General features: G+C 74.4%; 21 protein-coding genes. 13 read left to right on the top strand and 8 right to left on the bottom strand.

Annotated features, from left to right (window positions below; all coding sequences use genetic code 11):
- Positions 1–369: 369 nt before the first annotated feature.
- From NF338_RS04620 to NF338_RS04610, 3 genes are all read left to right on the top strand, one after another.
- Positions 370–1,866 (top strand): PTS transporter subunit EIIC, encoded by a 1,497-nt coding sequence (locus NF338_RS04620; protein WP_264029700.1) that lies wholly within the window; start codon positions 370–372, stop codon positions 1,864–1,866.
- Positions 1,863–3,596: a phosphoenolpyruvate--protein phosphotransferase gene (ptsP, locus tag NF338_RS04615; protein WP_264029699.1), complete on the top strand. Its 1,734-nt coding sequence runs from the start codon at positions 1,863–1,865 to the stop codon at positions 3,594–3,596. The genes NF338_RS04620 and ptsP overlap by 4 nt, the downstream gene beginning before the upstream one ends.
- 195 nt (positions 3,597–3,791) lie before the next feature.
- Positions 3,792–4,238, top strand: coding sequence for an SRPBCC family protein (locus NF338_RS04610; RefSeq protein ID WP_047231879.1), 447 nt, complete (start codon positions 3,792–3,794; stop codon positions 4,236–4,238).
- Positions 4,239–4,305: 67 nt separating this feature from the next.
- On the opposite strand, the gene NF338_RS04605 is transcribed toward NF338_RS04610, so the two are convergent.
- From NF338_RS04605 to NF338_RS04595, 3 genes are all read right to left on the bottom strand, one after another.
- Positions 4,306–4,575: an HPr family phosphocarrier protein gene (locus tag NF338_RS04605; protein WP_264029698.1), complete on the bottom strand. Its 270-nt coding sequence runs from the start codon at positions 4,573–4,575 to the stop codon at positions 4,306–4,308.
- A gap of 118 nt (positions 4,576–4,693) precedes the next feature.
- Complete coding sequence (gene ppdK / locus NF338_RS04600) at positions 4,694–7,435, bottom strand: pyruvate, phosphate dikinase (RefSeq protein ID WP_264029697.1); 2,742 nt, start codon at positions 7,433–7,435, stop codon at positions 4,694–4,696.
- Complete coding sequence (locus tag NF338_RS04595; RefSeq protein ID WP_264029696.1) at positions 7,432–8,412, bottom strand: pyruvate, water dikinase regulatory protein; 981 nt, start codon at positions 8,410–8,412, stop codon at positions 7,432–7,434. Before NF338_RS04595 ends, ppdK begins: the two co-directional genes overlap by 4 nt.
- 166 nt (positions 8,413–8,578) lie before the next feature.
- On the opposite strand from NF338_RS04595, the gene NF338_RS04590 reads away from it, so the two are divergent.
- The 8 genes from NF338_RS04590 to NF338_RS04555 all read left to right on the top strand — a co-directional run bounded on the left by NF338_RS04590 (position 8,579) and on the right by NF338_RS04555 (position 16,539).
- Positions 8,579–9,241 carry a hypothetical protein gene (locus NF338_RS04590; RefSeq protein WP_264029695.1) on the top strand — a complete coding sequence of 221 codons (663 nt, stop codon included), beginning with the start codon at positions 8,579–8,581 and terminating at the stop codon, positions 9,239–9,241.
- 125 nt (positions 9,242–9,366) lie between these two features.
- Positions 9,367–9,663 carry a lactococcin 972 family bacteriocin gene (locus NF338_RS04585; protein WP_264029694.1) on the top strand — a complete coding sequence of 99 codons (297 nt, stop codon included), beginning with the start codon at positions 9,367–9,369 and terminating at the stop codon, positions 9,661–9,663.
- Positions 9,664–9,747: 84 nt separating this feature from the next.
- On the top strand, positions 9,748–11,814 hold the full coding sequence (locus NF338_RS04580; RefSeq protein ID WP_264029693.1) for a bacteriocin-associated integral membrane family protein: 2,067 nt from the start codon (positions 9,748–9,750) through the stop codon (positions 11,812–11,814).
- A 64-nt stretch (positions 11,815–11,878) separates the two neighbouring features.
- Positions 11,879–12,511, top strand: a complete 633-nt coding sequence (locus NF338_RS04575; RefSeq protein WP_087470811.1) for an ABC transporter ATP-binding protein — start codon at positions 11,879–11,881, stop codon at positions 12,509–12,511.
- 61 nt (positions 12,512–12,572) lie between these two features.
- Entirely contained in the window at positions 12,573–13,544 is a 972-nt protein-coding gene (locus NF338_RS04570; protein WP_264029692.1) for a sugar phosphate isomerase/epimerase family protein, read from the top strand.
- 27 nt (positions 13,545–13,571) lie between these two features.
- A complete protein-coding gene (locus NF338_RS04565) occupies positions 13,572–14,891 on the top strand; it encodes an MFS transporter (RefSeq protein ID WP_264029691.1) in 1,320 nt (439 codons plus the stop codon).
- Positions 14,892–14,955: 64 nt separating this feature from the next.
- Positions 14,956–15,621 (top strand): pentapeptide repeat-containing protein, encoded by a 666-nt coding sequence (locus tag NF338_RS04560; protein ID WP_264029690.1) that lies wholly within the window; start codon positions 14,956–14,958, stop codon positions 15,619–15,621.
- A 21-nt stretch (positions 15,622–15,642) separates the two neighbouring features.
- Positions 15,643–16,539, top strand: coding sequence for a carbohydrate kinase family protein (locus tag NF338_RS04555; RefSeq protein WP_264029689.1), 897 nt, complete (start codon positions 15,643–15,645; stop codon positions 16,537–16,539).
- A gap of 43 nt (positions 16,540–16,582) precedes the next feature.
- Here the strand turns inward: NF338_RS04555 and NF338_RS04550 are convergent, their stop codons facing one another.
- Positions 16,583–17,647: an ABC transporter permease gene (locus NF338_RS04550; RefSeq protein WP_264029688.1), complete on the bottom strand. Its 1,065-nt coding sequence runs from the start codon at positions 17,645–17,647 to the stop codon at positions 16,583–16,585.
- Positions 17,648–17,742: 95 nt separating this feature from the next.
- Between NF338_RS04550 and NF338_RS04545 the strand changes: the two genes are divergently transcribed.
- Positions 17,743–18,336 carry a TetR/AcrR family transcriptional regulator gene (locus tag NF338_RS04545; protein WP_264029687.1) on the top strand — a complete coding sequence of 198 codons (594 nt, stop codon included), beginning with the start codon at positions 17,743–17,745 and terminating at the stop codon, positions 18,334–18,336.
- A gap of 115 nt (positions 18,337–18,451) precedes the next feature.
- On the opposite strand, the gene NF338_RS04540 is transcribed toward NF338_RS04545, so the two are convergent.
- Both NF338_RS04540 and NF338_RS04535 read right to left on the bottom strand, forming a co-directional pair.
- Positions 18,452–19,231, bottom strand: a complete 780-nt coding sequence (locus tag NF338_RS04540; RefSeq protein ID WP_264029686.1) for a response regulator — start codon at positions 19,229–19,231, stop codon at positions 18,452–18,454.
- Positions 19,228–20,613 carry a sensor histidine kinase gene (locus tag NF338_RS04535; protein WP_264029685.1) on the bottom strand — a complete coding sequence of 462 codons (1,386 nt, stop codon included), beginning with the start codon at positions 20,611–20,613 and terminating at the stop codon, positions 19,228–19,230. Before NF338_RS04535 ends, NF338_RS04540 begins: the two co-directional genes overlap by 4 nt.
- A 148-nt stretch (positions 20,614–20,761) precedes the next feature.
- Between NF338_RS04535 and NF338_RS04530 the strand changes: the two genes are divergently transcribed.
- Complete coding sequence (locus NF338_RS04530) at positions 20,762–21,655, top strand: GAP family protein (protein WP_264029684.1); 894 nt, start codon at positions 20,762–20,764, stop codon at positions 21,653–21,655.
- 109 nt (positions 21,656–21,764) lie between these two features.
- Here NF338_RS04530 and NF338_RS04525 read toward each other — a convergent pair whose 3' ends face one another.
- On the bottom strand, positions 21,765–23,234 hold the full coding sequence (locus tag NF338_RS04525) for a flotillin family protein (protein WP_264029683.1): 1,470 nt from the start codon (positions 23,232–23,234) through the stop codon (positions 21,765–21,767).
- A 163-nt stretch (positions 23,235–23,397) separates the two neighbouring features.
- Positions 23,398–23,868 (bottom strand): NfeD family protein, encoded by a 471-nt coding sequence (locus NF338_RS04520; RefSeq protein ID WP_087470823.1) that lies wholly within the window; start codon positions 23,866–23,868, stop codon positions 23,398–23,400.
- Positions 23,869–23,988: the final 120 nt, after the last annotated feature.

Genomic DNA, 23,988 nt, shown 5'->3' with positions numbered 1-23,988 from the left:
CCGCGTCCTCGTCCTCGTCCTGGTCCTTCGTCGGCGCCCGTGCCCTGCCCGGGCGGACGACCCTGCGTCGGTGCCTCGATCTCCACGGATGCATTGTCCGTCCTGCGACCTGCGGCGACGCGGGTCGTGGACCTGTCCGTGTGTCCCGGGTCACCTCCGGGGGTTGACACATCATGAGGTCTAGACCACTCTTCGTGCAAGTGGTCCAGACAACCTGGACCGGGTGTCCGGCACGCGAGCCCAGGAACGACCCCAGTCGTCCTCGGCGTGCCCGGAGACCGGCAACGACGCCCGTACGACGTCGCGCCACAGCCGCCGCACGACGCACCTCGGCCTGCGCCCCAGGCCCACCCAGGAGGAGAACGACACATGACCACCGTCGCCGAACCGACGAGGACGAAGAAGGGGGTGCCCGGCTTCGCGCAGCTCCAGCGCGTCGGGCGCTCCCTCATGCTGCCCATCGCGTCCCTGCCTGCCGCCGCGCTGCTGCTGCGGCTGGGCCAGGCCGACATGCTCGGCGCCGACGGGGTCGCGGGCACGTGGCCCTGGATGCAGTACGTCGCCGACGTCTTCGCGTCCGCCGGCAACGCGCTCTTCGCGAACCTCCCGCTGCTCTTCGCGGTCGGTGTCGCGGTGGGCTACGCGAGAAAGGCCGACGGCTCCACGGGCCTGGCTGCCGTCATCGGGTACCTGGTGTTCAAGGGTGTGAGCGACGCGCTGTCTCCGGCGGTGCTCGGCAAGCCTGCCGGGGTCACCCCGGACGGGGTGCTCGACAGCGCCGACCCGGCAGCAGTGACGGCCGCCGAGGGCGGCGACTTCTCACAGCTCCTGACGCACGCGATCGGCATGGGCGTCGACGCCCCGAAGCAGGAGCTGATCAACTACGGCGTCCTCGGGGGCATCGTCATCGGCCTCACGGCTGCGCTGCTCTTCCAGAAGTACTACCGGATCAAGCTCCCGCAGTACCTCGCCTTCTTCGGCGGTCGTCGCTTCGTCCCGATCGTCACGGCCGGCGCCGCCGTCGTCATCGCCGTGATCGGGGCGCTCATCTACCCGGCGTTCGACAGCGGGTTCACCGCGGTGGGCAACTGGGTCACCGGCTCGACCATCCTCGGTGCCTTCGTCTACGGCACCGTGAACCGTCTGCTCGTGCCGATCGGCCTGCACCACCTGCTCAACTCGCTGCCCTGGTTCCAGTTCGGCGACTACACCGACGCGAACGGCGAGGTCTGGCACGGCGACATCGCTCGCTTCCTGCACGGCGACCCGACGGCCGGGACGTTCATGACCGGCTTCTTCCCGATCTTCATGTTCGCGCTGCCGGCTGCGGCGCTCGCCATCGTCCACACGTCCAAGGCGAAGAACCGCAAGGTCGTCGCGGGCATCATGGGATCCGCCGCGCTCGTCGCGTTCGTCACGGGCGTCACGGAACCGCTCGAGTTCGCGTTCGTCTACGTGGCCTACCCGCTGTACGCCATCCACGCCGTCCTCACGGGGACGTCGCTCGCGCTCGTCAACGCGATCGGCATCCGTGACGGCTTCGGGTTCTCCGCGGGGGCGATCGACTACCTGCTGAACTTCCGTATCGCCGAGATGCCCCTGCTGCTCATCGTCATCGGCCTGGGCTACGGGGTCATCTACTACTTCCTCTTCCGATTCGTCATCACGCGGTGGAACCTCAAGACCCCGGGTCGTGAGGACGACGAGGCGGGCGCGGAGGACGCTCCGGCCGTCGAGCCGGCGACGCCCGCCGCAGCCGTCACGGCCGCGGACGACACGGCGACCGTCAGCAGGGCGGAGCGTGCAGCGGGGAGCGGGTCCACCGGAGCGCCCGCCGGGTCGGCCGACGCCGGAGGCACCGCGTGACCGTCGCCGACGACGCGACGCGCGCACCCGCGCGGGTCTCCGACCCGGGGCTGACCGGCGTGCCGGTCAGCCCCGGGCGGGGGGCGGGGACGGTCGTGCGGATGCCCGACCCGGTCCCCGAGCCCGACCCGGACCCGCTCGCCGCGGGCAGCACGGACGCCGACGTGGACCTCGCGGTGACGCAGGTCCTCGCGGCGGTGACGACCGTCCAGGAGGACCTCACGGCCCGCGCCGCGCGGGCCGAGGGCACCGCGGCGGAGGTGCTGGGTGTGACCGCCGCGATGGCGGCGGACCCCGCCCTGGCGCGCGACGCCGTCGGGCGGGTGCGCGAGCAGCGCTCCACCCCGGCGCGTGCCGTGTGGGACGCGGCGGGCGTCGTCGTCGGGCAGCTCGAGGCGCTCGGCGGTCTCATGGCCGAGCGGGCGCGCGACGTGCGCGACGTGCGCGACCGGATCGTCGCGACGCTGCTCGGCCTCCCCGCGCCGGGCGTGCCCGACCCGGGGTTCGCGTTCGTGCTCGTCGCGGACGACCTCGCGCCCGCGGACACCGCGCAGCTCGACCCGGAGCGCGTCCTCGCGGTCGTGACGCGCGGCGGCGGGCCGACGTCGCACACCGCGATCCTCGCGCGCGCCCTCGGCATCCCGGCCGTCGTGGCGGTCGAGGACGCGCTGACGCTGCACGACGGCGCGACGGTGCTCGTGGACGGCGGGCTCGGCACGGTCGAGCGCGACCCGTCCGCCGAGGACGTGGCCGCCGTCGTCGCCGCGCGGGGCGCCCGGGGCGAGCGCCGCCGCTTCGACGGGGAGGGGCGGACGGCGGACGGTCGTCGCGTCGAGCTCCTCGCCAACGTCGCCAACGGGGAGGACGCGCGGGCCGCCGCGGAGGCAGGTGCGGAGGGCGTGGGGCTCTTCCGCACCGAGGTGTGCTTCCTGGGCCGCACGGTCGAGCCGACGATCGACGAGCAGGTCGCGGCCTACCGCGAGGTGCTCGCGGCGTTCGGCGGCCGCAAGGTCGTGGTCCGTACGCTCGACGCGGGCGCGGACAAGCCGCTCCCGTTCGTCACGCCGGAGGCCGAGCCCAACCCGGCGCTCGGCGTGCGCGGGCTGCGCACCGCGCGCCGGCACCCCGAGGTGCTCGACCGCCAGCTCACGGCGATCGCGCGTGCCGCCGAGGCCGAGTCGGCGGACGTGTGGGTCATGGCGCCGATGATCGCGACGCCGGACGAGGCGGAGTCGTTCGTCGCGCTGTGCGCGGAGCACGGCCTCGGCACCGCGGGCGTGATGATCGAGGTGCCCGCCGCGGCCCTCGGGGCGCGCTGGGTGCTCGCCAAGGCGTCGTTCGCGAGCATCGGCACGAACGACCTCACGCAGTACACGATGGCCGCCGACCGTGAGGTCTCCGACCTCGCCCGCTTGTCGACGGCGTGGCAGCCGACGGTGCTCGCGCTCGTCGGGGCCACGGGCTCGGGGGCTGCGCTCAACGGGCGTCCGCTCGGCGTCTGCGGCGAAGCCGCCGCGGACCCGGTGCTCGCGCCGGTGCTGGTGGGGCTCGGCGTGACGTCGCTGTCCATGACGCCGCGCGCGCTCGCCGACGTCGCGGCGGTGCTCGAAGCCATGACGGCAGAGCAGTGCGAGGAGCTCGCGTTCCTCGCGCTCCAGCAGCCCACGCCCGACGCCGCCCGCGCGGCCGTGCGGTCCCGCCTCCCGATCCTCGCGGAGCTGGGCCTCTAGCCCGCCGTCGCACGCAGCACGGGCAGACGTCGAACCCGGGGTAGCTCCTCACCGACTCGTCGCGGTGAGGAGCAACCCCGGGTTCGGCGCGTCCGTCGGGCGGAATGTGCAACCAGAGGGTTGCGCATACTGCTCGCTCGGCCTATGGTGAGGTGCAACCAATGAGTTGCATTAGCGAACAGGTGGGAGACGGCGATGGTGGACATCCTGCACAGGGTCGGGGTCGAGGGGTCGACGCCGGAGGCGGTGTACCGGGCGCTGACGACGGTCGACGGGCTCGCCGGCTGGTGGACCGAGGACACGACGGGCGGCGAGGGCGTCGGGGGAGTCCTCGCGTTCCGGTTCCCGCCGGTCGGTGGGTTCGACATGGAGGTCGTCGAGCTGCGGCCGTCGGAACGGGTGGTGTGGCGCGTCGTCGACGGGCCGGAGGAGTGGGTCGGCACGACGGTCGAGTGGGACCTGCGGCAGGACGGCGACTGGACGATCGTGCTGTTCGGCCACCGGGGCTGGGCCGAGCCCGTCGAGTTCATGCACCACTGCAGCACCAAGTGGGCGTCGTACCTCCTGAGCCTCAAGGCGCTCGCGGAGACGGGTGCGGGCGCGCCCGCCCCGCGCGACGTGCAGATCAGCGACTGGCACTGACCTGTCGACGGCAGACCCCGTCGTGGGCTCGTCGGGGACGCTGCGCGGGGCGGGCCGTCCGGCGCGGTCAGGCGACCTCGGTCTGCTCCAGGAACGACGCGAGCGCGTCGATCGAGGCGCTCGCGTCGTCGCCGTCGGCGTCGGTCGACAGCACGACCTCGTCCCCGGCGGTCACGCCGAGCGTCATGACGCTGAGGATGCTCGCGGCCTCCACGGGGTTGCCGCCCTGCTTGGCGATGCGCACGGGCGCGGGCTGGGCGGCGGCGGCCTTGACGAACAGGGCGGCGGGGCGGGCGTGAAGGCCCTCGGTGATCGCGACGACGACGGCACGGTCCATGGTGGTTCCTCCGGGCAGACAAGTGGTCTGGACCAGTGCATCCTAGGGGATCGTCGCCCACAAGGCGAGGGCCCAAGGGCCTCCTGCCCGAACGCCGTCGCGGGCGCTTCCGCCCGGATCACACGTCGCGTGCCGCGCGCACCCCGTCACGCCGGTCGAGCGTCGAGCGCGCCGCCGCGAGCCGCGCGATCGGGACGCGGTACGGCGAGCACGACACGTAGTCCAGGCCGATCTCGTCGAACAGCGCGACGGACGCCGGGTCGCCGCCGTGCTCGCCGCACACCCCGGCGTGGAGACCTGGTCGGGCGCGGCGACCGCGCTCGAGCCCGACGTGCACGAGCTCGCCGACCCCGTCCCGGTCGATCGTCGCGAACGGGTTCGTGCCGACCACTCCCGCCTCCAGGTACGCGGTGAGGAACGACCCCTCCGCGTCGTCGCGGGAGATGCCGAGCGTCGTCTGCGTGAGGTCGTTCGTGCCGAACGAGAAGAACTCCGCGTGCTCGGCGATGCGGTCCGCGACGAGCGCCGCGCGGGGCAGCTCGATCATCGTCCCGACGGCGTACGGCAGCGGGGCGTCCGCGCCCGCGAGCTCTTCCGCCATCGTCGCGTCGACGACCTCGCGCATCCGCCGCAGCTCCTCGGAGAACCCGACGAGCGGCACCATGATCTCCACGCGCGGGTCGTGCCCGGCCGCGCGCACCGCGAGCGCCGCGCGGGCGATCGCCCGCACCTGCATCGCGGCGATCTGCGGGTGCAGCAGCGCGAGCCGCACGCCGCGCGTGCCGAGCATGGGGTTCATCTCGCTCAGCCGCCGCACCTGCGCGAGGAGGTGGCGCGCGCGGGCGAGCCGCGCCGTCGTCTCCCCGCCGCCGGCCGCGGCGGCCCAGCCCTCGAAGACGGCGTCCGTCCCGTGCAGCGGTGCGCCGGGGTCCCCGACCTCGTCCTCGAGCCGCTGCACGACGAGCGACTGCTCGACGAGGTCGGGCAGGAACTCGTGCAGCGGCGGGTCGAGGAGGCGGATCGTCACGGGCAGCCCCGACATCGCGGCGAAGATCTCCTCGAAGTCCGCCTGCTGCATGGGCAGCAGGCGGTCGAGCGCCGCGGCGCGCGCGGCGTCGGTCTCGGCGAGGATCATCTCGCGCACGACGGGGAGCCGGTCGGGCGCCATGAACATGTGCTCGGTGCGGCACAGCCCGATGCCCTCGGCACCGAGCTCGCGCGCCTTCGTGGCGTCCTCGCCCGTGTCGGCGTTGGCCCGGACGCCGAGGCGCCGCACGTCGTCGGCCCAGCCGAGCACGGCCCGGAAGTCGTCGGTGACCTGGGGCGGCACGAGCGGCAGCGCGCCCGCGTAGACGTCGCCGGTCGTGCCGTCGAGCGTGATCGTGTCGTCCTCGGTGAGCACGTGGTCCCCGACGTGGACGCGGCGCCCCTCGACGTCGATCCGCAGGGCTCCGGCCCCCGCGACGCAGGGCTTGCCCATGCCGCGTGCGACGACCGCCGCGTGCGAGGTCATGCCGCCGTGCGCGGTGAGCACGCCCTGCGCGGCGATGACGCCCGCGATGTCGTCGGGGTTCGTCTCCCACCGCACGAGCACGACCGCCTCGCCGGCCTTCCCTCGCTCGGCCGCGGTCTCGGCGTCGAGCACCACGCGCCCGACGGCGGCCCCTGGCGACGCGTTGAGCCCGCGCGTGAGCGGCGTCGCGCCGTGGCCGGGGTCGAGCGCCGGGTGCAGCAGCTGGTCGAGCTGCGCCGGGTCCAGGCGCCGCAGGGCGGTGTCCCGGTCGATCACGCCCTCGTCGACGAGCTCCCGCGCGACCCGGAGCGCCGCCTGCGCGGTGCGCTTCCCGGTGCGGGTCTGCAGGAGGTAGAGCGCGCCGTCGTCCACCGTGAACTCGATGTCCTGCATGTCGCCGTAGTGCTGCTCGAGCCGGGTCATGGTCGCGCGCAGCTCGCGGAACGCGTCGGGCAGCACGGTCTCCATCTCCGCGAGGGGGCGGGGCGTGCGGATGCCCGCGACGACGTCCTCGCCCTGCGCGTCCACGAGGAACTCGCCGTAGAGCTCCTTGGCGCCCGTCGACGGGTTGCGCGTGAAGCACACCCCCGTCGCCGACGTCGCGCCCTTGTTGCCGAACACCATCCGCATCACGTTGACGGCGGTGCCCAGGTCGTCGGGGATCCCGTTCGCCTTCCGGTACACCGCGGCGCGCGGGTTGCCCCACGACGCGAACACCGCGTCGACGGACCGCCGGAGCTGCTCGCGCGGGTCCGTCGGCAGGTCCTCGCCCGTGTGCTGCCGCGCGACCGCGCGGAACGTCGCGACGAGCCCGCGCAGGTCGTCCGCGTCCAGGTCCGTGTCCTGCGCGACGCCGCGGCGGGCCTTGAGCGCGTCGAGCTCGTCCGCGAACGCGTGGGCGGGCACGCCCTCGACGACCTCGCCGTACATCTGCACGAACCGTCGGTACGAGTCCCAGGCGAAGCGCGCGTTGCCGGACTCGGCCGCGAGCCCCTCGACCGAGTCGTCCGAGATCCCGAGGTTGAGGATCGTGTCCATCATCCCGGGCATGGAGAACACGGCGCCCGAGCGCACCGACACGAGCAGCGGGCGCTCGCGCGCGCCGAGCCGACGCCCCGTGCGCTCCTCGAGCGCGTCGAGGTGCGCGACGACCTCGTCCCACAGGCCGTCCGGCCACGACCCGCCACGCTCCATGGCCGCGACGCACGCCGCCGTCGTCACGGTGAAGCCGTCCGGCACGGGCACGCCGATGCGGCGCATCTCCGCGACCCCCGCGCCCTTGCCGCCCAGCAGAGCCCGCATGTCGGCGCGGCCCTCCGCGAGGTCGTAGACGTACCGGTCACTCATGGCTGCTCCTCGTGGTCGGCGGCGGTGGCCGCGCTGTCTCCTGCCCGACGGCGGTCCGCCGGGCGGGTCTGCGGGGTCGCCCGGGCGAGGTCGTCGTCCGGGGGCTGTGCGGCGCCGTCGGGCGCGAGGGCGCGACGGCGCGCGGTGACGAGCTCGACGACGCGCCCCGCGGCCTCCTCGAGCGCGAGGGTCGTGGTGTCGAGGACGGGGCAGCCGAGGCGCCGCTGCAGCAGGGCGACCTCGGCGAGCTCGTCGTGGATGCGGGCGAGGTCGGCGTACCCGCCGAGGGCCGTGCCGCCCGGGCCACCGTGGCCCGCGACGCCCATCGCGTGCACGCGGCGCTGCCGGATCTCGAGGAGTCGCTCCGGGTCGATCGTCAGGCCCACGACCTTCCAGCGCTCGGTCTCGAACAGCTCGCGCGGGGGCGCGACGCCCGGGACGAGCGGGATGTTGGCGGTCGGGTAGCCGAGGTAGCCGAGGTACATCGACAGCGGGGTCTTGCCCGTGCGTGACGCCCCGACGAGCACGACCTGCGCCTCGTCGAGCCCGTCGGTGAGGTGGCCGTCGTCGTTCGCGACCGCGAACTCCATGGCGTGGATGCGGTCGAAGTAGTCCGCGGCGAGGCCGACGGGCTGCACGACGCGCGCGGGCTGCGCGCCCGTGCGCGCGGTGAACGCGTCGAGCGCGGGGGCGAGCAGGTCGGCGCACGGGACGTCGAGCGCCGCGCACGCGTCGAGCACGCGCGTGCGCAGCGCGTCGTCGACGACGGTGCAGAACACCACGGCCGCGGCGGGGTCGGCGCGGAGCTGGGCCACGACGTCGTCCACGCCCTGCGCGGTGTGCAGCCGCGGGTGCCGCACGACCCGGACCTGCTGACCGGGGAACTGCGCCTGCGTGGCGCGCGCGACGCGGGTCCCGGTGTCTCCCGTCGAGTCCGCGACCACGTGGATGTCGATGACGCGCGCCGTCGCCGTCATGCCCTCAGGCTAGGCGGGCCCCGGGTCGTGCTGCATCCGAGAGGCTCCCGGCGTTCCCGGAGGTGACGGGCGGACGCGCGGTGCCGCCGTGGGACGACCTCACTACGGTGGGCGCCGGGCGGACGACGTGCGTCCGACAGCAGGGGGGACGAGCATGCCGGAGACGGTGATCACCATCAGGGCCGAACGGGGTGGCGCGCGGCGCAGCCACGGGTCGGCCGACGCGCCCGCGGGCAGGGCGCTCCAGTTCCACGGCTGTACCGACGGCTGCTGCCCGCCTCCCGACCTCCACGTCACGGGCGTCGCGGGGTCGGTCGTGGCGGACCGCGACGGGTGGCGCCTCGCCAACCTGAGCACGGTGATGCCGCTGCGTGTCTGGAACCTCGACGACCCCCGGGACAGGCTGCGCCTGCTGCCGGGGTGCGCGACGGCGCCGCCGTTCGACCTCGCGGGGATCGCGGGAGCGAGCGGTCACGTGCTCACGGTCTTCGGGCCCGAGCAGGGCGGCGTGTCCGACGCCCGGTGCGTCGGCCAGGTCCGGGAGTCCTGGGGCCTGGACCCCGGGAGCCGCCGCCACGCGGTCATGACCGCGCTCGTCGCGGACCGGATGCGCGGCGACAGCTCCGCTCCGCTGCCCACGGCTCGGGAGATCGGCGTGCGGTTGGGGATCTCCCACCGCACGGTGCAGGAGCACCTGGTCCAGCTCGCCGAACAGCTCGGGGTACCCGACCCGGGACACCGGCGGGCGGGTTGGATCCAGGAGGCGCTCGTCGAGTTCGCCCTCCTGCACCCCTACGTCCCGGCGCCGGGTGCCCGCGCTCCCTGGTAGTCCGTGTCGTGCAGTGCCGAGCCCGTGCCGTACGGGTTGGGCGAACGCGACATCACGGGCACGCTGGACGACGTCGCGGCGCCGTGACACCTGTCCAGCACTGTCCAGCAAGGGGGAGAGGCACGATGTTCGGAAAGCTCCGGAAGCCTGTGGTCGCGGTCGCACTGGCCGTCGCGGCCGTGGCCGGCGGCGCGGGTACCGCCTACGCGACGATCTCGTACGTCGGCGGCGGCACGTGGGACCACGGCGTGGGTGGAGGGACCGTCTGGTCCGACTACTACCACGGCTCCACGTGCCACGGCTCGTCCGTGCAGGGGACGTACTACGAGAAGAGGTACGCCTCGGCGGGCCGGTGGTCGATGGCCGACGCGCCCAGCAGGGCCTTCGTGGTCGACAAGGCCTGGTACGACACCTCGTGCTGACCTGATCGACCTGCGGGGCGGGGTCCGACGACCCCGCCCCGCGCTGCTCCGCCGCCGCCGTCAGCCCGTCCAGAGTGAGTCCCCATGCTGCCTCGACTCGTCCGTTCCGCCTATGTGCTCGGCGTCGTCCTTCCCGTGCTCCTCGCGCTCCAGCTCTTCCTCGCCTTCGACGAGGCCGAGGGCGCGGGCGCCGAGTTCCAGGTCGTGGCCCAGCAGATCACCGCCGACGGACGGCTGTCGGCGACCGACCTGGCTCCGGTGCTGCAGGAGACGGCCGTGGAGTCCGGCGCCGACATCGGCATGGTCGCGTTCGACATGACCGACCCGACGCACCGCAAGCACGTGTTCGCGATCGCGGGCCGGGACGACGGCGAGGTGGCCGAGCGGCTGGCCGGCGGCTATCGCCACTTCTCGCCGCAGATCGAGGAGGACTACCGCCCGTTCGCCGACGTCGGCGACGTGGATCCGCGGGGGTACTACCTCGTCTGGGGCGACCGTGCCGACGCGGACACCTTCCTCGCGGCGATGGGACGTCTGGGGATCACGGGCGAGGTCGCGCCCTACCCGGGCCGCGTCGGCGACCTGGCGACCGACGGCGCGGCGTTCCTGGGTCCCGTCACCGGGACCGCGGCGGCCGTGTCCCTCCTCGCCCTGGTGGTCATGATCGGCGGCGGGGTCGTGATGAGCGCTCAGTCGTACGGCGTGCAGCGGCTCCAGGGGAGGTCCTTCGGCGTCGCGCTGCGGCGCGACCTGGCCGAGGCGAGCAGGCTGCTCGCGCTGACGGCGGGGGTGGTGGCACTCCTCGGCGGTGCGGTGCTGTGGTTCTACAACCGGGGAGCGCGGGCGGGGGAGCTCCTCGTCGTGCTCCTGGCCGCCGTCGTGGTGTTCCTCGGGGTCATCGTCGTCACGCACCTCGGCGCGGCAGGGCTCGCCTTCCGGGTGCCGATCCTGGCCGCGGTCAAGGGGCAGTTCTCCGCGGGCTGGGCCCTGGCCGGCATCCTCGGGGTCCGGGTCGTGGGCGTCCTGCTCGCCGCGGGCGTCGCGTTCACGACCGTGCAGACGGCGATGCAGGTGGCCGACAGGTCGGCCGAGCAGGAACGGTGGGCGACGGCGGCCGACGCGGTGTACGTCCGGCTGTCAGGGCAGATGGGTGGTGACGACCCCGAGCTGGAGAGCCGGTACGGGGCGATGGCGCGCGATGCCGTGGACCGCGACGACGCAGTCCTGGTCGACGACGTCACGGCCGACCTCTCCATGGCCGGAGACCCGGGTCGTGGCTCGCCGCGCCAGACGCGCTCGCTGCCGTGCCCGGTGCTGCTCGTCAGCGACACCTACCTCGACAGGCAAGAGGTCCTGGACCGGGCGGGAGCTCGCGTCTCCGCGGTCGACGACGACGCCGTGACCGTCCTCGCTCCGCCGGGCTGCCAGGAGTCCGCCCGCGAGGGGGCCGCATACGTGGCCATGGGTGGCGACCCGGGCTCGACCCCCGTCGTCACCCAGGAGGTCGCCGCGGGCCAGGACCAGTTCGTCTACGGCACGCTGGACGACGTGCGCGGCGCGGCGCTGCTGCGCGACGCCGTGCTGGTCGTCCTCCCGTCAGGGCTGGACGTGCTGCCCGAGCCCTTCTGGGGTGGCTACCTCACCACGGGCAACATCGTGTTCGACGACGCCGCGACCGCCGAGCGGTACGTCGCGGAGTACGACGTCGGTTCCATCGTCAACGGGATCTGGTCCGCGAGGCAGCACTCCGCCGCGCAGTACGCCGAGGTGGTGTCGAACCTGCGGATCTCGCTGCTGAGCCTGGCGGTGACCGTCGTCGTGATGATCGTGACGGCCGTCAGCGTGAGCGCGGTCCATGTCCGCCGGTCGGCCCAGCTCGTCTACGTCCGGCACATCACCGGATGGCCCGCCTGGTACTCCCACCGTCTCGTGCTGGTGCTCGAGCTCTTCGTGGCCGCTCTGGTGATCGGTGCCGGCGCGGTGCTGGGGCAGCAGGGGGCGAGGTTCCAGGCGGCGGTCTTCGCCGGGCAGGCGGCGCAGTGGCGTCTCGGCATCGCGGTCGCGGTCGCTGTCCTGGCCGTCTGCTCGGTGCTCCTCGGCCTTCGCTGGGCGACTACCCGGTTGATCGCCACCCGGTCCGCCGACTCCTGACACGACCCGTCCGACGGCACCGGCCTCCCGGCGCCGCGAACGCCAACGAGAAGAGGAACCTGCCATGTCGTCCGTCGTCGTCGAGGGCGTCGCCAAGTCGTTCGGCAGCCGCGTGCTGTTCGAGGACCGCTCCTTCGTGGTCGAGCCGGGTCAGATGACCGCCCTGACCGGGCCGTCGGGCTCGGGGAAGTCGACCCTGCTCAACTGCGTCGGTCTGCTCGAGACGCTGACTGCCGGTTCGATCACCGTCGACGGTCGCGACATCACTCGGCTCCGCCCCTCGGGGGCGCGCCGGTTCCGTCGCGACACGCTCGGCTACCTGTTCCAGAACTACGCGCTCGTGGAGAACGCCTCGGTGCGTGCCAATCTCCAGATCGCCCGTGCCCCCGGTCACCGGGGCGGCCCGGGGCTCGGGATCGACGAGGCGCTCAAGCGCGTCGGGCTCGACGGCATGGAAGAGATCCCCGTCTTCCAGCTCTCCGGCGGCGAGCAGCAGCGGGTCGCGCTCGCGCGGCTGCTCGTCAAGGCGCCGACGGTCGTCCTCGCGGACGAGCCGACCGGTGCGCTGGACCGGGACAACGCCGAGATGGTGCTCGAGTCCCTGCGCGGCCTGGCTGACGACGGTGCTGCCGTGCTCGTCGCCACCCACTCCCGCCACGTCGTCGACGCGTGCTCCGACGAGGTCCGGATCGGCTGACGGCCCGTCGGCGCGACCCCGCTGGGTGTGGGGCACAGCCGACGGGTCTAGGGTGACCGGCATGTCCGACGCGACGACGCCGAGCGCGGCGTCCCCCGAGGCGTCCCCGGTCCCCGGGGAGGCGCAGCGCATCCACGTCACGCTCTCGACGGCCAGCGTCTACCCGCGCAAGGCCCCGTACGCCTTCGAGGCGGCGGCCGACCTCGGGTACGACGGCGTCGAGGTCATGGTGTGGTCCGACGAGACGACCCAGGACGCCGCGACGCTCCGGCGGCTCGCCGCCGAGCACGACGTCCCGATCCGCAGCATCCACGCGCCGACGCTCCTGGTGAGCCAGCGCGTGTGGGGGCGCTCGCCCGGCCCCAAGCTCCGGCGCACCGTCGAGCTCGCGCAGGAGGTCGGGGCGAGCACCGTCGTCGTGCACCCGCCGTTCCGCTGGCAGTACCGGTACGCGCGCGAGTTCGAGGACCTCGTCGGCGAGCTCGACGAGACCGAGGGCGTGACCATCGCGGTCGAGAACATGTACCCCTGGCGCAGCCGCAAGCGCGAGATGCAGGCGTACCTCCCGGGCTGGGACCCGTCCGAGCACGGCTACGAGCACGTGACGCTCGACCTGTCGCACGCCGCCGTCGCGCAGCAGGACGCGCTCGCGCTGCTCGACGTGTTCGACGGCCGTCTCGCGCACGTCCACCTGGCCGACGGGTCGTCGTCGATCACGGACGAGCACCTCGTCCCCGGCCGCGGCGACCAGCCGTGCGACCGGGTCCTCGCGGAGCTCGTGCGGCGCGGCTGGTCCGGCGACGTGGTCGTCGAGATCTCGACGCGCCGCGCCCGGACCGCGGCCGAGCGTCGCGAGGACCTCGCCGCGTCGCTGTTCTTCGCGCGCACCTACCTCACGCCCGGTCCGCACCCGGGCTACGAGCCACCACCCGGCCACCCGCACCGGCACGCCGACGCCTGGGGCGAGGAGGACGCGCGGGACGGTGCCGTCGACGCGGCGGACGGGGCTCCCGAAGCCGCAGGGACGGCCTGAGCGCCCGCTGACGTAGGCTCGGCGATCGTGGCTCGCGTCAACGGTCTCCTCGCCGACACGACGCCGTTGCGTATCTCGCCGCCGTTCCGCCGGCTGTGGTGGGGCCTCGGCATCTCCAACCTCGGCTCACAGCTCACGGTCGTCGCCGTCGGCCTCCAGGTCTACGCGCTCACGGGCTCGTCGCTCGCGGTCGGGGTGCTCGGCATCTGCGCCCTGGTGCCCCTCGTCGTGCTGGGCCTCTACGGCGGCGCGCTCGTCGACGCGTACGACCGCCGCAAGGTCGCCCTCGCGGCGTCGACCGCCCTGTGGGTCATCACGGCGCTCATCGCGGTCCAGGCGTGGCTGCACCTGAACTCGGTGGGCGTGCTCTACGGTCTCGTCGCCGCGCAGTCGGCGGCCTTCGCCATCAACAACCCGGCGCGGTCGGCGATCATCCCGCGCCTCGTCGAGCCACGGCTCCTGCCCGCCGCGAACGCGCTCCAGACGATCGCGTGGAACGTCGCGCTCACCGTCGGCCCGCTGGGCGGCGCGTTCCTCGTCGCGCTGTGGGGCTACCAGGTCGCGTACACGATCGACGCAGTGCTCTTCACCGCCGCGCTGTGGGCCGTGTGGCGGCTCCCGGACATCCCGCCCCTCACCGGCGACGACGCCCCGCAGCCCGCGCAGGCGGGGCGGCGGCGCCGGGGCGCGGGGTGGCGGTCCGTCGTCGACGGCCTGCGGTACCTCGCGACGCAGCCCAACGTCCGCACCACCTTCCTCGCCGACCTCGCGGCGATGGTGCTCGCGTCGCCCCGCGTGCTCCTGCCCGCCGCAGGCGTCGTGTTCCTCGGCGGGGGCGAGGCGACGACGGGCGTGCTCGCCGCGGCGTTCGCCGTCGGGGCGGTGCTCGCGGGCGTGTTCTCCGGCGGGCTGTCGCGCGTGCGCTGGCAGGGTCGCGTCATCGTGTGGGCCATCACGGGCTACGGGCTCTCGATCGTGCTGTTCGGCCTCGTCCTGGTGGGGGTCGGGGCGACCAGCCCCACGACCGTCCTCGTGGGCGGGGTCGTCGCGGCGAGCGTCGCGCTGGCGCTCGCGGGCGCGTCCGACGCCGTGAGCTCCGTCTTCCGGCAGACGATCCTGCAGACCGCGACGCCCGACGACATGCGCGGCCGGCTCCAGGGCGTGTTCGTCGTCGTCGTCGCGGGCGGGCCGCGGCTCGGCGAGCTCGTGCTCGGCGCCCAGGCGACGTGGGTCGGCGAGGCCTGGGCCGCCGTCGCCGGGGGCGTGGCGTGCATCGTCGTGCTGTGGGTCGTCGTGCGGTCGCAACGGAAGTTCTGGCGCTACGACGCCCTCCACCCCGAGCCCTGAGCGGTGCGGGCTCGGCCGAAGCGCTCACGAGCAGCGCGTCGGTGGGTCGCCCTAGGCTCGGGGCGTGCCTTCCAAGAAGCCGACGACCGAGCCGCCCGTGATCGACCGCGTCGTGCTGGACGACCTCCAGCGCGGCGACGCCTACGACCTCGAGGCGGAGGCCGACCTCGAGGGGTTCGAGCTCGTCGACCTCCGCCTCGACCGGCTCGACCTGCACGGCGCGAGCGTGTTCTCCACGCGGCTCGACCAGGTGCGCGCCGACGAGGCGGACCTCGGGGCGGTGACGCTCACGGAGGTGGTGCTCGACCGCCTCGACGTGCCCGTGCTGCGCGGGACGCGCGGTCGGTGGCGCGAGGTCGAGGTGCACGGTGCGCGCCTCGGCTCGGCCGAGCTCTACGAGTCGTCGTGGGCGGGGGTCCGGTTCGTCGGCTGCAAGCTCGGGTTCGTCAACCTGCGCGGCGCGACCCTGCGGGACGTGATGTTCACCGACTGCACGATCGACGAGCTCGACCTCGTCGCGGCGGACGCGCTGCGCGTGGCGTTCGAGGGCACACGCGTGCGCCGGCTCGACGTGCAGGCCTCCACGCTGGCGCACGTCGACCTGCGGGGCGCGGAGATCGACGAGCTCAGCGGCATCGAGTCGCTGCGGGGCTCGACGATCGACTCGACCCAGCTCGCGCGCCTCGCCGCGACGTTCGCGCACAGCCTCGGGATCACGGTCACGGACTGACCGGGGGATAGGGTGCGCGACGTGACCGCCGCCACGCACCCGTCCACCGCGCTGCCCGACCCCGCCCGGACCGAGGTCCTCGTCGCCGGGCCGGCGTCGTGGAACCTCGTCGTCCAGCTCGACGAGCTGCCCGCGCCCACCCCGCACACGGTCTTCGCCCGGTCGCACCGCGCCACCGTGGGCGGGACGTCGGCGGGCAAGGCGCTCAACCTCGCGCGGCTCGGCCGGTCCGTGCTGCTGCGCACCGTCCTCGGGGCGGACGATGACGGCGCGCGCGTCCGGTCCGTGCTCGAGGGCGCGGGCGTCGAGGTGCTCGCGGAGCCCTCGCCCGACGGGCGCACCGAGAGCCACCTCAACCTCATGGACGACGACGGCGGGCGCGTCTCGGTCTACCTGCGCGCCCCCGGCGAGGTCCCGGCCCAGGGCCCGTCGTGGGACGTCGCCGTCGCGGCGCTCGACGCGGCGCGGGCCGTCGTCGTCGACCTCGCGGTCCCCGCGCTGCCCGTGCTCGACCTCGCGGTCTCCCGTGGGCGCGACGTCTGGGTCGACCTCCACGACTACGACGGCGAGTCCGCGTTCCACCGGCCGTGGGTCGAGGCGGGGACGCACGTGTTCCTCAGCGGGGACCGGCTGGAGGACTGGCGCGGCTTCATGTCTGCGCGGGTCGACGCGGGCGCGCGGCTCGTGGTGTGCACGCACGGGTCGCGCGGCGCCGTCGCGCTCACGCCCGACGGCGGCTTCGTCGAGGCGCCCGCGCAGCACGTGCCGCACGTCGTCGACACGAACGGCGCGGGTGACGGCTTCTTCGCGGGCTTCCTCGACGCACACCTGCGCGGGGCGGGCGTCGAGGAGGCGATGACGGCGGGCGCCCGGCACGCGGCGCGCGTCGTGCAGAGCCCGGACCTCGTCCCGGCCTGACCCGCGGCGCTCGGCGAAGACGTGCCGGCCGGCGCGTGCCCCGTCAGCGCAGGGCGCCGACGGGCTCGGCCGCGGGTACGACGTCGTCCGCCTCGCGCAGGGCGGCGACGGTGGCCGCGCCCCGGTCGCGGAAGTGGCCGACGAGCGAGAGCAGCAGCCCGAGCACGGCCCAGCCGAGGAGCACGAGCCAGGGGAACGTCGTGTCCGCGCCGGGGAAGTACGAGAGGTCGCGCAGCAGCGTCGCGGACGCGCCCGGCGGGAACCACTGCCCGACGGCGCCCCAGGGGCTGAGCAGGAACTCGACCGGCATCGCGGACGCGGAGAGCGGGTTCGCGACGAGGAGGAACAGGACGGGGCCGACGGCGATCCCGGGACGCCCGAGCACCGCGACGGCGCCGACGATCGTCCCGCCGATGCCGAGCAGCGTCAGCCCGACCGCGAGCGAGTCGGCGAGGTACGCGCCGTGCAGGCCACCGAGCCCGTGCAGGATCCCCGCGATCGCGAGCCCGCCGACCACCGAGTAGACCCCCAGCGCGGCGACGCGACGCCACACGCCGACGACTGCGAGCGAGATCGCGATGCCGCCGACCATCCCGCCGAGCACGAGCGGGAACGACGCCGCGGCGAGGGTGGAGCCGCGCGGGTCGTCGACCGAGAGCGGGACGACGTCGGTCACCGCCACGGTCGGGACCGCCTCGGCGGGCGCACCCTGCGCCGCCGCGGCGGCGTCGACCTGCGCCTGGAGCGCGGGCTGGAGCCCGGCGAGGAGCTGCGCGACGGCGGGGCTCGCCGCCGACGCCGTAAGCACCTCGGGCTGCTGGCCGAGGACGAGCGCGCCGTACGCGTCGCGGGACTCGACGAGGTCGACGGCCGCGTCGCGGTCGGCGACGGCGACGAGCTCGATCGCGCCCTCGGCGTTCTGGTCCAGCCCGGCCTGCACCTGGGCGACGACGGCGGGGTCGCCCGCGGCCGCGACGGGCAGGTCCTTCGGCTCGGCGGTGACGGACGGCCAGAGGAACGCGAGGACGACGACCGCGACGACGGCGACGAGCCCGACGGCGGTCGTCACGACGCGCGGCCAGTGCGTGTGCGGGGCGGCGGAGCTCATGGGGAGACCTCTCATAAAACGAATGTTCGTTCTCTATAGAGTCAACCTGCCCGTCGCCTCCTGTCAAGAACGATCGTTCGGTTTAGGGTGGTCGGATGCCCCGGGTCAGTGACGAGTACCGAGCGCAGCGGCGCGACGACATCGCCGCCGCCGCCCTGCGCGTGTTCCGCCGCAAGGGCTTCGCCGCCACCTCGATGGCGGAGATCATCGCCGAGTCCGGGCTCTCCGCCGGGGCGATCTACGGCTACTACGACTCCAAGATGGCGATCGTGCACGACGTCGCGGGCCGGATCGTCGGCGGCCGCATCGCCGACGTCGAGCGGCTCGCCGAGCGCGACCCGCTCCCTCCGCCGTCCGACCTGGTCGCCGTCCTCATGCACGGGGTGGTGCGCGAGATCGGCAGCACCGCGATCCTGCTCCAGGTCTGGGGCGAGGCCGTGACCGACCCCCGCATCCTCGAGTTCGCCTCGGCCGTCCTCGCCCGGCTGCGCTCGGTCTTCGCCGACTACGTCGCCGCCTGGCACGAGCGCACCCACGGCCTCGACCCCGCACGCGCGGCCGAGCTCGGCGCCGAGCAGGCACCGCTGTTCGTCGCCGCGTGCCAGGGTTTCATCATCCAGAGCGCGCTCATGGACGACTTCGACGCCGACGCCTACCTCGACCGCACGACCCGCCACCTCCCGCGCTGACTCCGCCCGGCCGACCTGGGTTCTCCGTCGCGCGACCGAGGTTCTCCCTCGTGGGCGCGGCGATTCCGGGGCAGGGTCGTCGCTGCGGGCCGGGGTCGTGCCGCGGGGTCGGCCGTCAGGCGAGGCCGGTGTCGCGGGCGACGATGGCCGCCTGCATGCGGGTCGCGACGCCGAGCTTGGCGAGGACGCGCGAGACGTGCGTCTTGGCCGTGGCCTCGGTGATGTAGAGGTCCGTCGCGATGCCCTGGTTGGAGAGGCCGCGACCGAGCGCCGCGAGCACGTCGACCTCGCGGGGCGTGAGGTCGGCGAGCCGTGGGTCCTGTGCCGGGCCGCTCGCGTCGGCGTTCGGCCCGGCGGCGGGTGCCGGGGGGCCACCGGCCGTGCCCGACGTCGGCCCAGCGGCCGAGGGGCTCGGCTCGCCCGGGTGGGCGGACGAGCCCGGGCGCGGGGCGCCGTCGGGCACCGGGCCGCGGGCGAACGCGGCGAGGAGGCGGCGGGTGACCTCGGGCGCGAGGACGCCGTCGCCGTCGGCGACGCGGCGGACCGCGTCGATCAGAGCGGCAGGCTCCGCGGTCTTGAGGAGGAACCCCGCGGCGCCGGCGCGGAGCGCGCCGTCGACGTACTCGTCGAGGTCGAACGTCGTGAGCACGAGGACGTCGGCGAGCCGTTCGCCCGTGATGACGCGCGTGGCCTCGATGCCGTCCACCCCGGGCATGCGCAGGTCCATGAGCACGACGTCGGGCCGCAGCGCCCGGGCGTTGGTGATCGCGGCCGTGCCGTCCGACGCCTCGCCGACGACCTCGACGTCGTCCGCGGCGTCGAGCAGGAGGCGCAGGCCCGCGCGGATCGCGGCGTGGTCGTCGGCCAGCAGCACCCGGACCGGGCGGCGTGTCACGCGCTCTCCCTCTCGCTCGGACGGGCCGCGACCGGGACGGACGCGCGTACGACCCACCCGCCGGCCGCCGTCGGCCCGGCCGCGAAGGTCCCGCCGAGGCCGTCGGCGCGCTCCCGCATGGTCAGCAGACCGGTGCCCGCGCTGAGCGGGCCGTCGACCGGCGGCGCGGCTCCCGGGGCGCCGTCGTCGCGCACCTCGAGCGCCACGGTGGCCCCGTCCTGGGAGAGCCGCACCCTCACGGGCGACCCCGGTGCGTGCTTGACCGCGTTCGTCACGGCCTCCTGCACGATCCGGAACAGCGCCTGGTCCGCGGCCGCGGGCAGCGCGCCGGTCGCGACGCCGTCGGGGTCGTCGAGCACGACGGTCGTGGTCGCGCGCGCGGCGGCGAGGAGCGCGTCGAGCCCCGCGAGCCGTCCGGGCGCGGCGACGGCGTCGAGGGCGGTGCCCGCGCCGTCGTCGCGGCGGCCTTCCGAGCGGAGCAGCAGGATCATGGACCGCATCTCGTCGAGGGACGCGACGGCGCTCGCACGCACCTGCTGGAGCGCGGCCCGGTCCTTCGCGGCGTCGGGCGGGAGCGCGAGCGCGGCGCCGGAGTGGATCGCGATGGTGGACAGGTGCGACGCGATGACGTCGTGCAGGTCGCGCGCCATCGCGGCGCGCTCGGCCCGGACGGCCTCGTGCCGGTCGAGCTCGGCGATGTGCTCGACGTCGCTCGCCCGCTGCCGCTCCAGGTCCGCCGTGCGGGCCGCGGCCTCGGCCTCGCGCGCCGCGAGGTCGGCGCGCTCGCCCGCGAGCTCGGCGAGCTCGCTCTTGGTGCGCACGTTGGTCGCCCACCACATCGGCACGAGGAGGACGGCCCCGAGCTGGAGTCCCATGTAGACGAACTCGCGCACGTCGCGGGCCGCCTCGCCCGCCGCGACCGACCCGCCGACCGCGACCGTCACCGCGACACCCCAGAGCCACGCGCGCGCCCGCGGCCCGGACCACAGGGCCGCGGCGTAGAGCAGGTCCCACAGGACGAGCGTGACCGCGAGGCTGCCGCCCCACTGCAGGTCGACGATCATGACGGCCACTCCGCCGAGGAGCGCGAGGATCGGGTGCGCGCGCTTGACCAGGATGAGGAGGCAGCCCACCCCGAGCAGCGCGACGCGCCACCACGGCTCCGCCGGCTCGACGACGAACGGCGCCCGCACGAGCCCGACGAGGCCCACCTCGAGGAGGACCCACCCGAGGACGAACGTCGTGACGGCGGAGAACAGGTCGTTCCGGCGGTCCTCGATGCGCCAGACCTGGGGGAGCGACCGGACCGCCGCCCGCCAAGGGCTGGGGCGCCCGGGCGTGACGGGGCGTACCTCGTCCGTGCCGCCGTCCTCCGTGCTCACGGAACCATCCCAGCACAGGGTGCCGTTCCCCGGATCGGTCGAACGGTGTACGACGGCGCCGTCACCGCCGCGCGGGCGGCTCGCCGAGGGTCCGGGGTCGGTCGTTCGCCCGACGACGGGACGCGCCCCGGAGGCGAGGCTCGACGGCATGGACATCCCTCTCGACCTCGACGCCGTCGGCGGGCCGGGTCTCGGCCTCGCCGCGATGGCGGGCGTGCTCGTCGTGCTGGCGCTCATCGACTCCACGAGCTTCGGCACGCTCCTCATCCCGGTCTGGTTGCTGCTCGCCCCGGGCCGCCTGCGTGCCGGGCGCGTGCTCGTCTACCTCGGCACGGTCGCGGCGTTCTACCTGGCCGTCGGGATCGTCGTGCTGCTGGGCGCGGGAGCGTTCCTCGACCGGTTCGGTGACGCCCTGGACACGCGGGCCGCCGCGATCGTGCAGCTCCTCCTCGGGATCGGCCTGTTCGCGCTGTCCTTCCGGTTCGACAGCAAGCGCACGGCCCGGCGGGACGCGCGCGCGGCGGCCTCCGCACCGGCGACGGTCGGCGCCCGGGCGTCCGGCCCGGGAGAGGCCACGAGCGACGCTCCCGGCGCGCCGACGGGGACGACGTCGGGCCCGCGTCCGGGGCGGCTTTCTCGCTGGCGCGAGCGTGCGCTGGGGATCGAGGCGGACGCGGCCGGTGCCGGTGCGGTGCGGACCCGTCCCTCCGTGCTGCCGCTCATGGGGCTCGCGCTCGGCGCCGTCGCCCTGGAGGTCGGGACGATGCTGCCGTACCTCGCCGCGATCGGGCTGCTCACGACGTCGGACGTCGGCTGGCCCGCGACGGGCGGCATCCTCGCGGCCTACTGCGTCGTGATGATCGCGCCCGCGCTCCTGCTGCTCCTCGGGCGGCTCGTCGCGGCGCGCGCGGTCGACCCGCTGCTGCGCCGGCTCGACGCGTGGCTGACGAGGAACGCGACCGACATGACCGGCTGGGTGCTGGGGATCCTCGGTGTCCTGCTCGCGCTGAACGCGATCGGGCGTCTGGGCTGGACGGGCTGACCCGCCCTGGCGGCGGAACCGCCGAGCATGCGGTCCGTGCCGGTCCACCCTGCGCCTGTGGCCCGTCCGGACGTCCGGACGGGCCACAGGCACATGCTCGGCGGGAGGGTCAGACGTGCGAGCCGTTCGACGACTTGTCGCCGCTGCCCGTGAGCGTGCCGCCCGCGAGGTTCGCGATGAGCTGGTTGATGTCGACGCCCGTCAGCTGCTTGACGACCTCCTGGCCCTCGCCCAGCACCGACGCGACGTTCTTGGTGATCGCGGACGCGCCGTCGGTCGAGACGACGGTCATGCCCTGGATGTTGCCGATCGGCTCGGCCGCGGCCCGCACGATCTCCGGCAGGCGCTCGATGAGCTCCTGCACCAGGGCCGCCTCGCCGTACTTCTGGAGCGCGTCGGCCTTGGCGTCGGTCGCCACGGCCTCGGCGCGACCCTCGGCCTCGATCGCGGCGGCGCGGGCCTCACCCTCGGCCTTGATACCGGCGGCGAGGGCGACCTGGCGGTCGCGCTCGGCCTCACCGGCGCGGCGCACGGCCTGCGCGGACGCCTCGGCGTCCTGGATGGCGGCCGTCTTGTTCGCCTCGGCGATGACGGTGCGCTTGTAGGCGTCGGCCTCGGTCGCGGCGTTCGCGGCGTCACGACGCGCGTTCGCCTCCTGGACCTCGGCGTACGCCTTGGCCTCGGCGGGCTTGCGGATCTCGATGTCGAGGCGCTCCTGCGTCACGCGCGCCTGCTCGGCGAGCGCCTCGCGCTCCTGCTGCGCGACGAGGCGGTCCTGCTCGGCGCGCGCGAGCTGGCCCGCGGCCTCGGCCTCGGCGTTCGCGCGGTCGGTGTCCGCCTTGATCGCGGCGCGCTTGAGGTCGAGCGCCTTCTGGCGCTCGGCGATCTGCTCCGCGGCGTCGATGACCGCGAACTCCGACGCGCGCTGCGCCTCGGCCTCGGAGACCTCGGCGACCTGGCGGGCGCGGGCCGACTCGGCGCGGCCGAGGTTGGACAGGTAGTCGGACCCGGGCGTCGAGATGTCGGAGATGTTGAGCAGGTCGACCTGGAGGCCCTGCTCCGAGAGGTCGGCCTTGGTGGACTCGACGACGCGGTCGGACAGGCCCTTGCGGTCGGAGATGATCTGCTCGATCGTCATGTCGCCCACGATGGAGCGCAGCGAGCCCTCGAGGGACTCCTTGATGATCTCCGTCAGCGTGCCCTGCTGGGAGAGGAAGCGCTGGGCCGCGCGGCGCACGCCCTCCTCGTCGCCGCGGACCTTGAAGTTGATCGACGCCTTGATGGCGATCTTGATGCGGTTCTTGTCCACGCCCTCGACCGTGATGCCGATCTGGCGCTGCTCGAGCGAGATGGAGAAGCCCTGCTGGAGGATCGGCCAGACGAACGTGCGGCCGCCGACGACGACCTTCTGCCCGCTGCCCCCGGCCTCCTTGCGGCCCGCGCCGCGGCCGACGATGACCAGGGCCTCGTTCGGCGGGACGCGGCGGATGCGCTTGCTGATGAAGATGACCACCGCGAAGAACGCGATGACCAGGGCGACGATCGCCAGGGTCGTGATGAGGTTCGTGTCGTCGAACATGGTCCGCGCCGGGGCGCGTCTCCTTCCGTGGGTGCGTGCAGGTCAGGGCGTGCGGCGGTGCGGGACGGGCCGGTCAGGGTCGAGCCCGGCCGGTCCGGCCGGTGGTGCGGTGCGCGGCACCCGTCGGCGACGGTGGCGTCGCCGGTCGGGGTCGGCCGCGCGGTCAGTCGTTGGGGTAGTGGCGCTGGACGCGCACCCGGCTCCCGGACTGCTCGAGCACGACGACGCGCGCGCCCTCCGGGATGGGCTCGTCCGCCCAGGCGAGGCGGCGCTCGAGCTCGTGCGCGGCGTCCAGCGAGACCTCCCCGCGCGCGGGGTCGATCGCGGTCGTCGCGGTGCCCTGCACGCCGACGAGGGAGGTGGGGACTCCGTCCTCCGACTCCCGCAGGTGCTTGACCAGGGCCTGGACGAGCACCATGACGACCAGCGCCACGACGAGCGACCCCACGTACGCGAGCCACGTCGGCAGGTCGTTGGACGCCACGATCACGCCGACGGCGCCGAAGACCACGCCACCGACGCCGAGCGTCGTGCCGGACACGGCACCGTCACCGAGGTCGACGATCTCGCCGACGAGCAGCGAGAGGAGCAGGAGGGCGAGTCCGGCGATGCCGATGACGATGAACGCGATCATGCGAGGTCCCCTTGCTGCGGCGGGCGGCCGTGCGTGCGGTGTGTCGTGTGGACTTGTCGTTCCCGACGTGGCGTGTGGAGTTGTCGTGAACGTACGCACACCTTACCGTGACCCGACCAT

Source organism: Cellulosimicrobium sp. SH8 (genome assembly GCF_025818875.1).
GTDB classification, from domain to species: domain Bacteria; phylum Actinomycetota; class Actinomycetes; order Actinomycetales; family Cellulomonadaceae; genus Cellulosimicrobium; species Cellulosimicrobium cellulans_D.
This window is presented reverse-complemented; position numbering and strand designations above follow the sequence as displayed.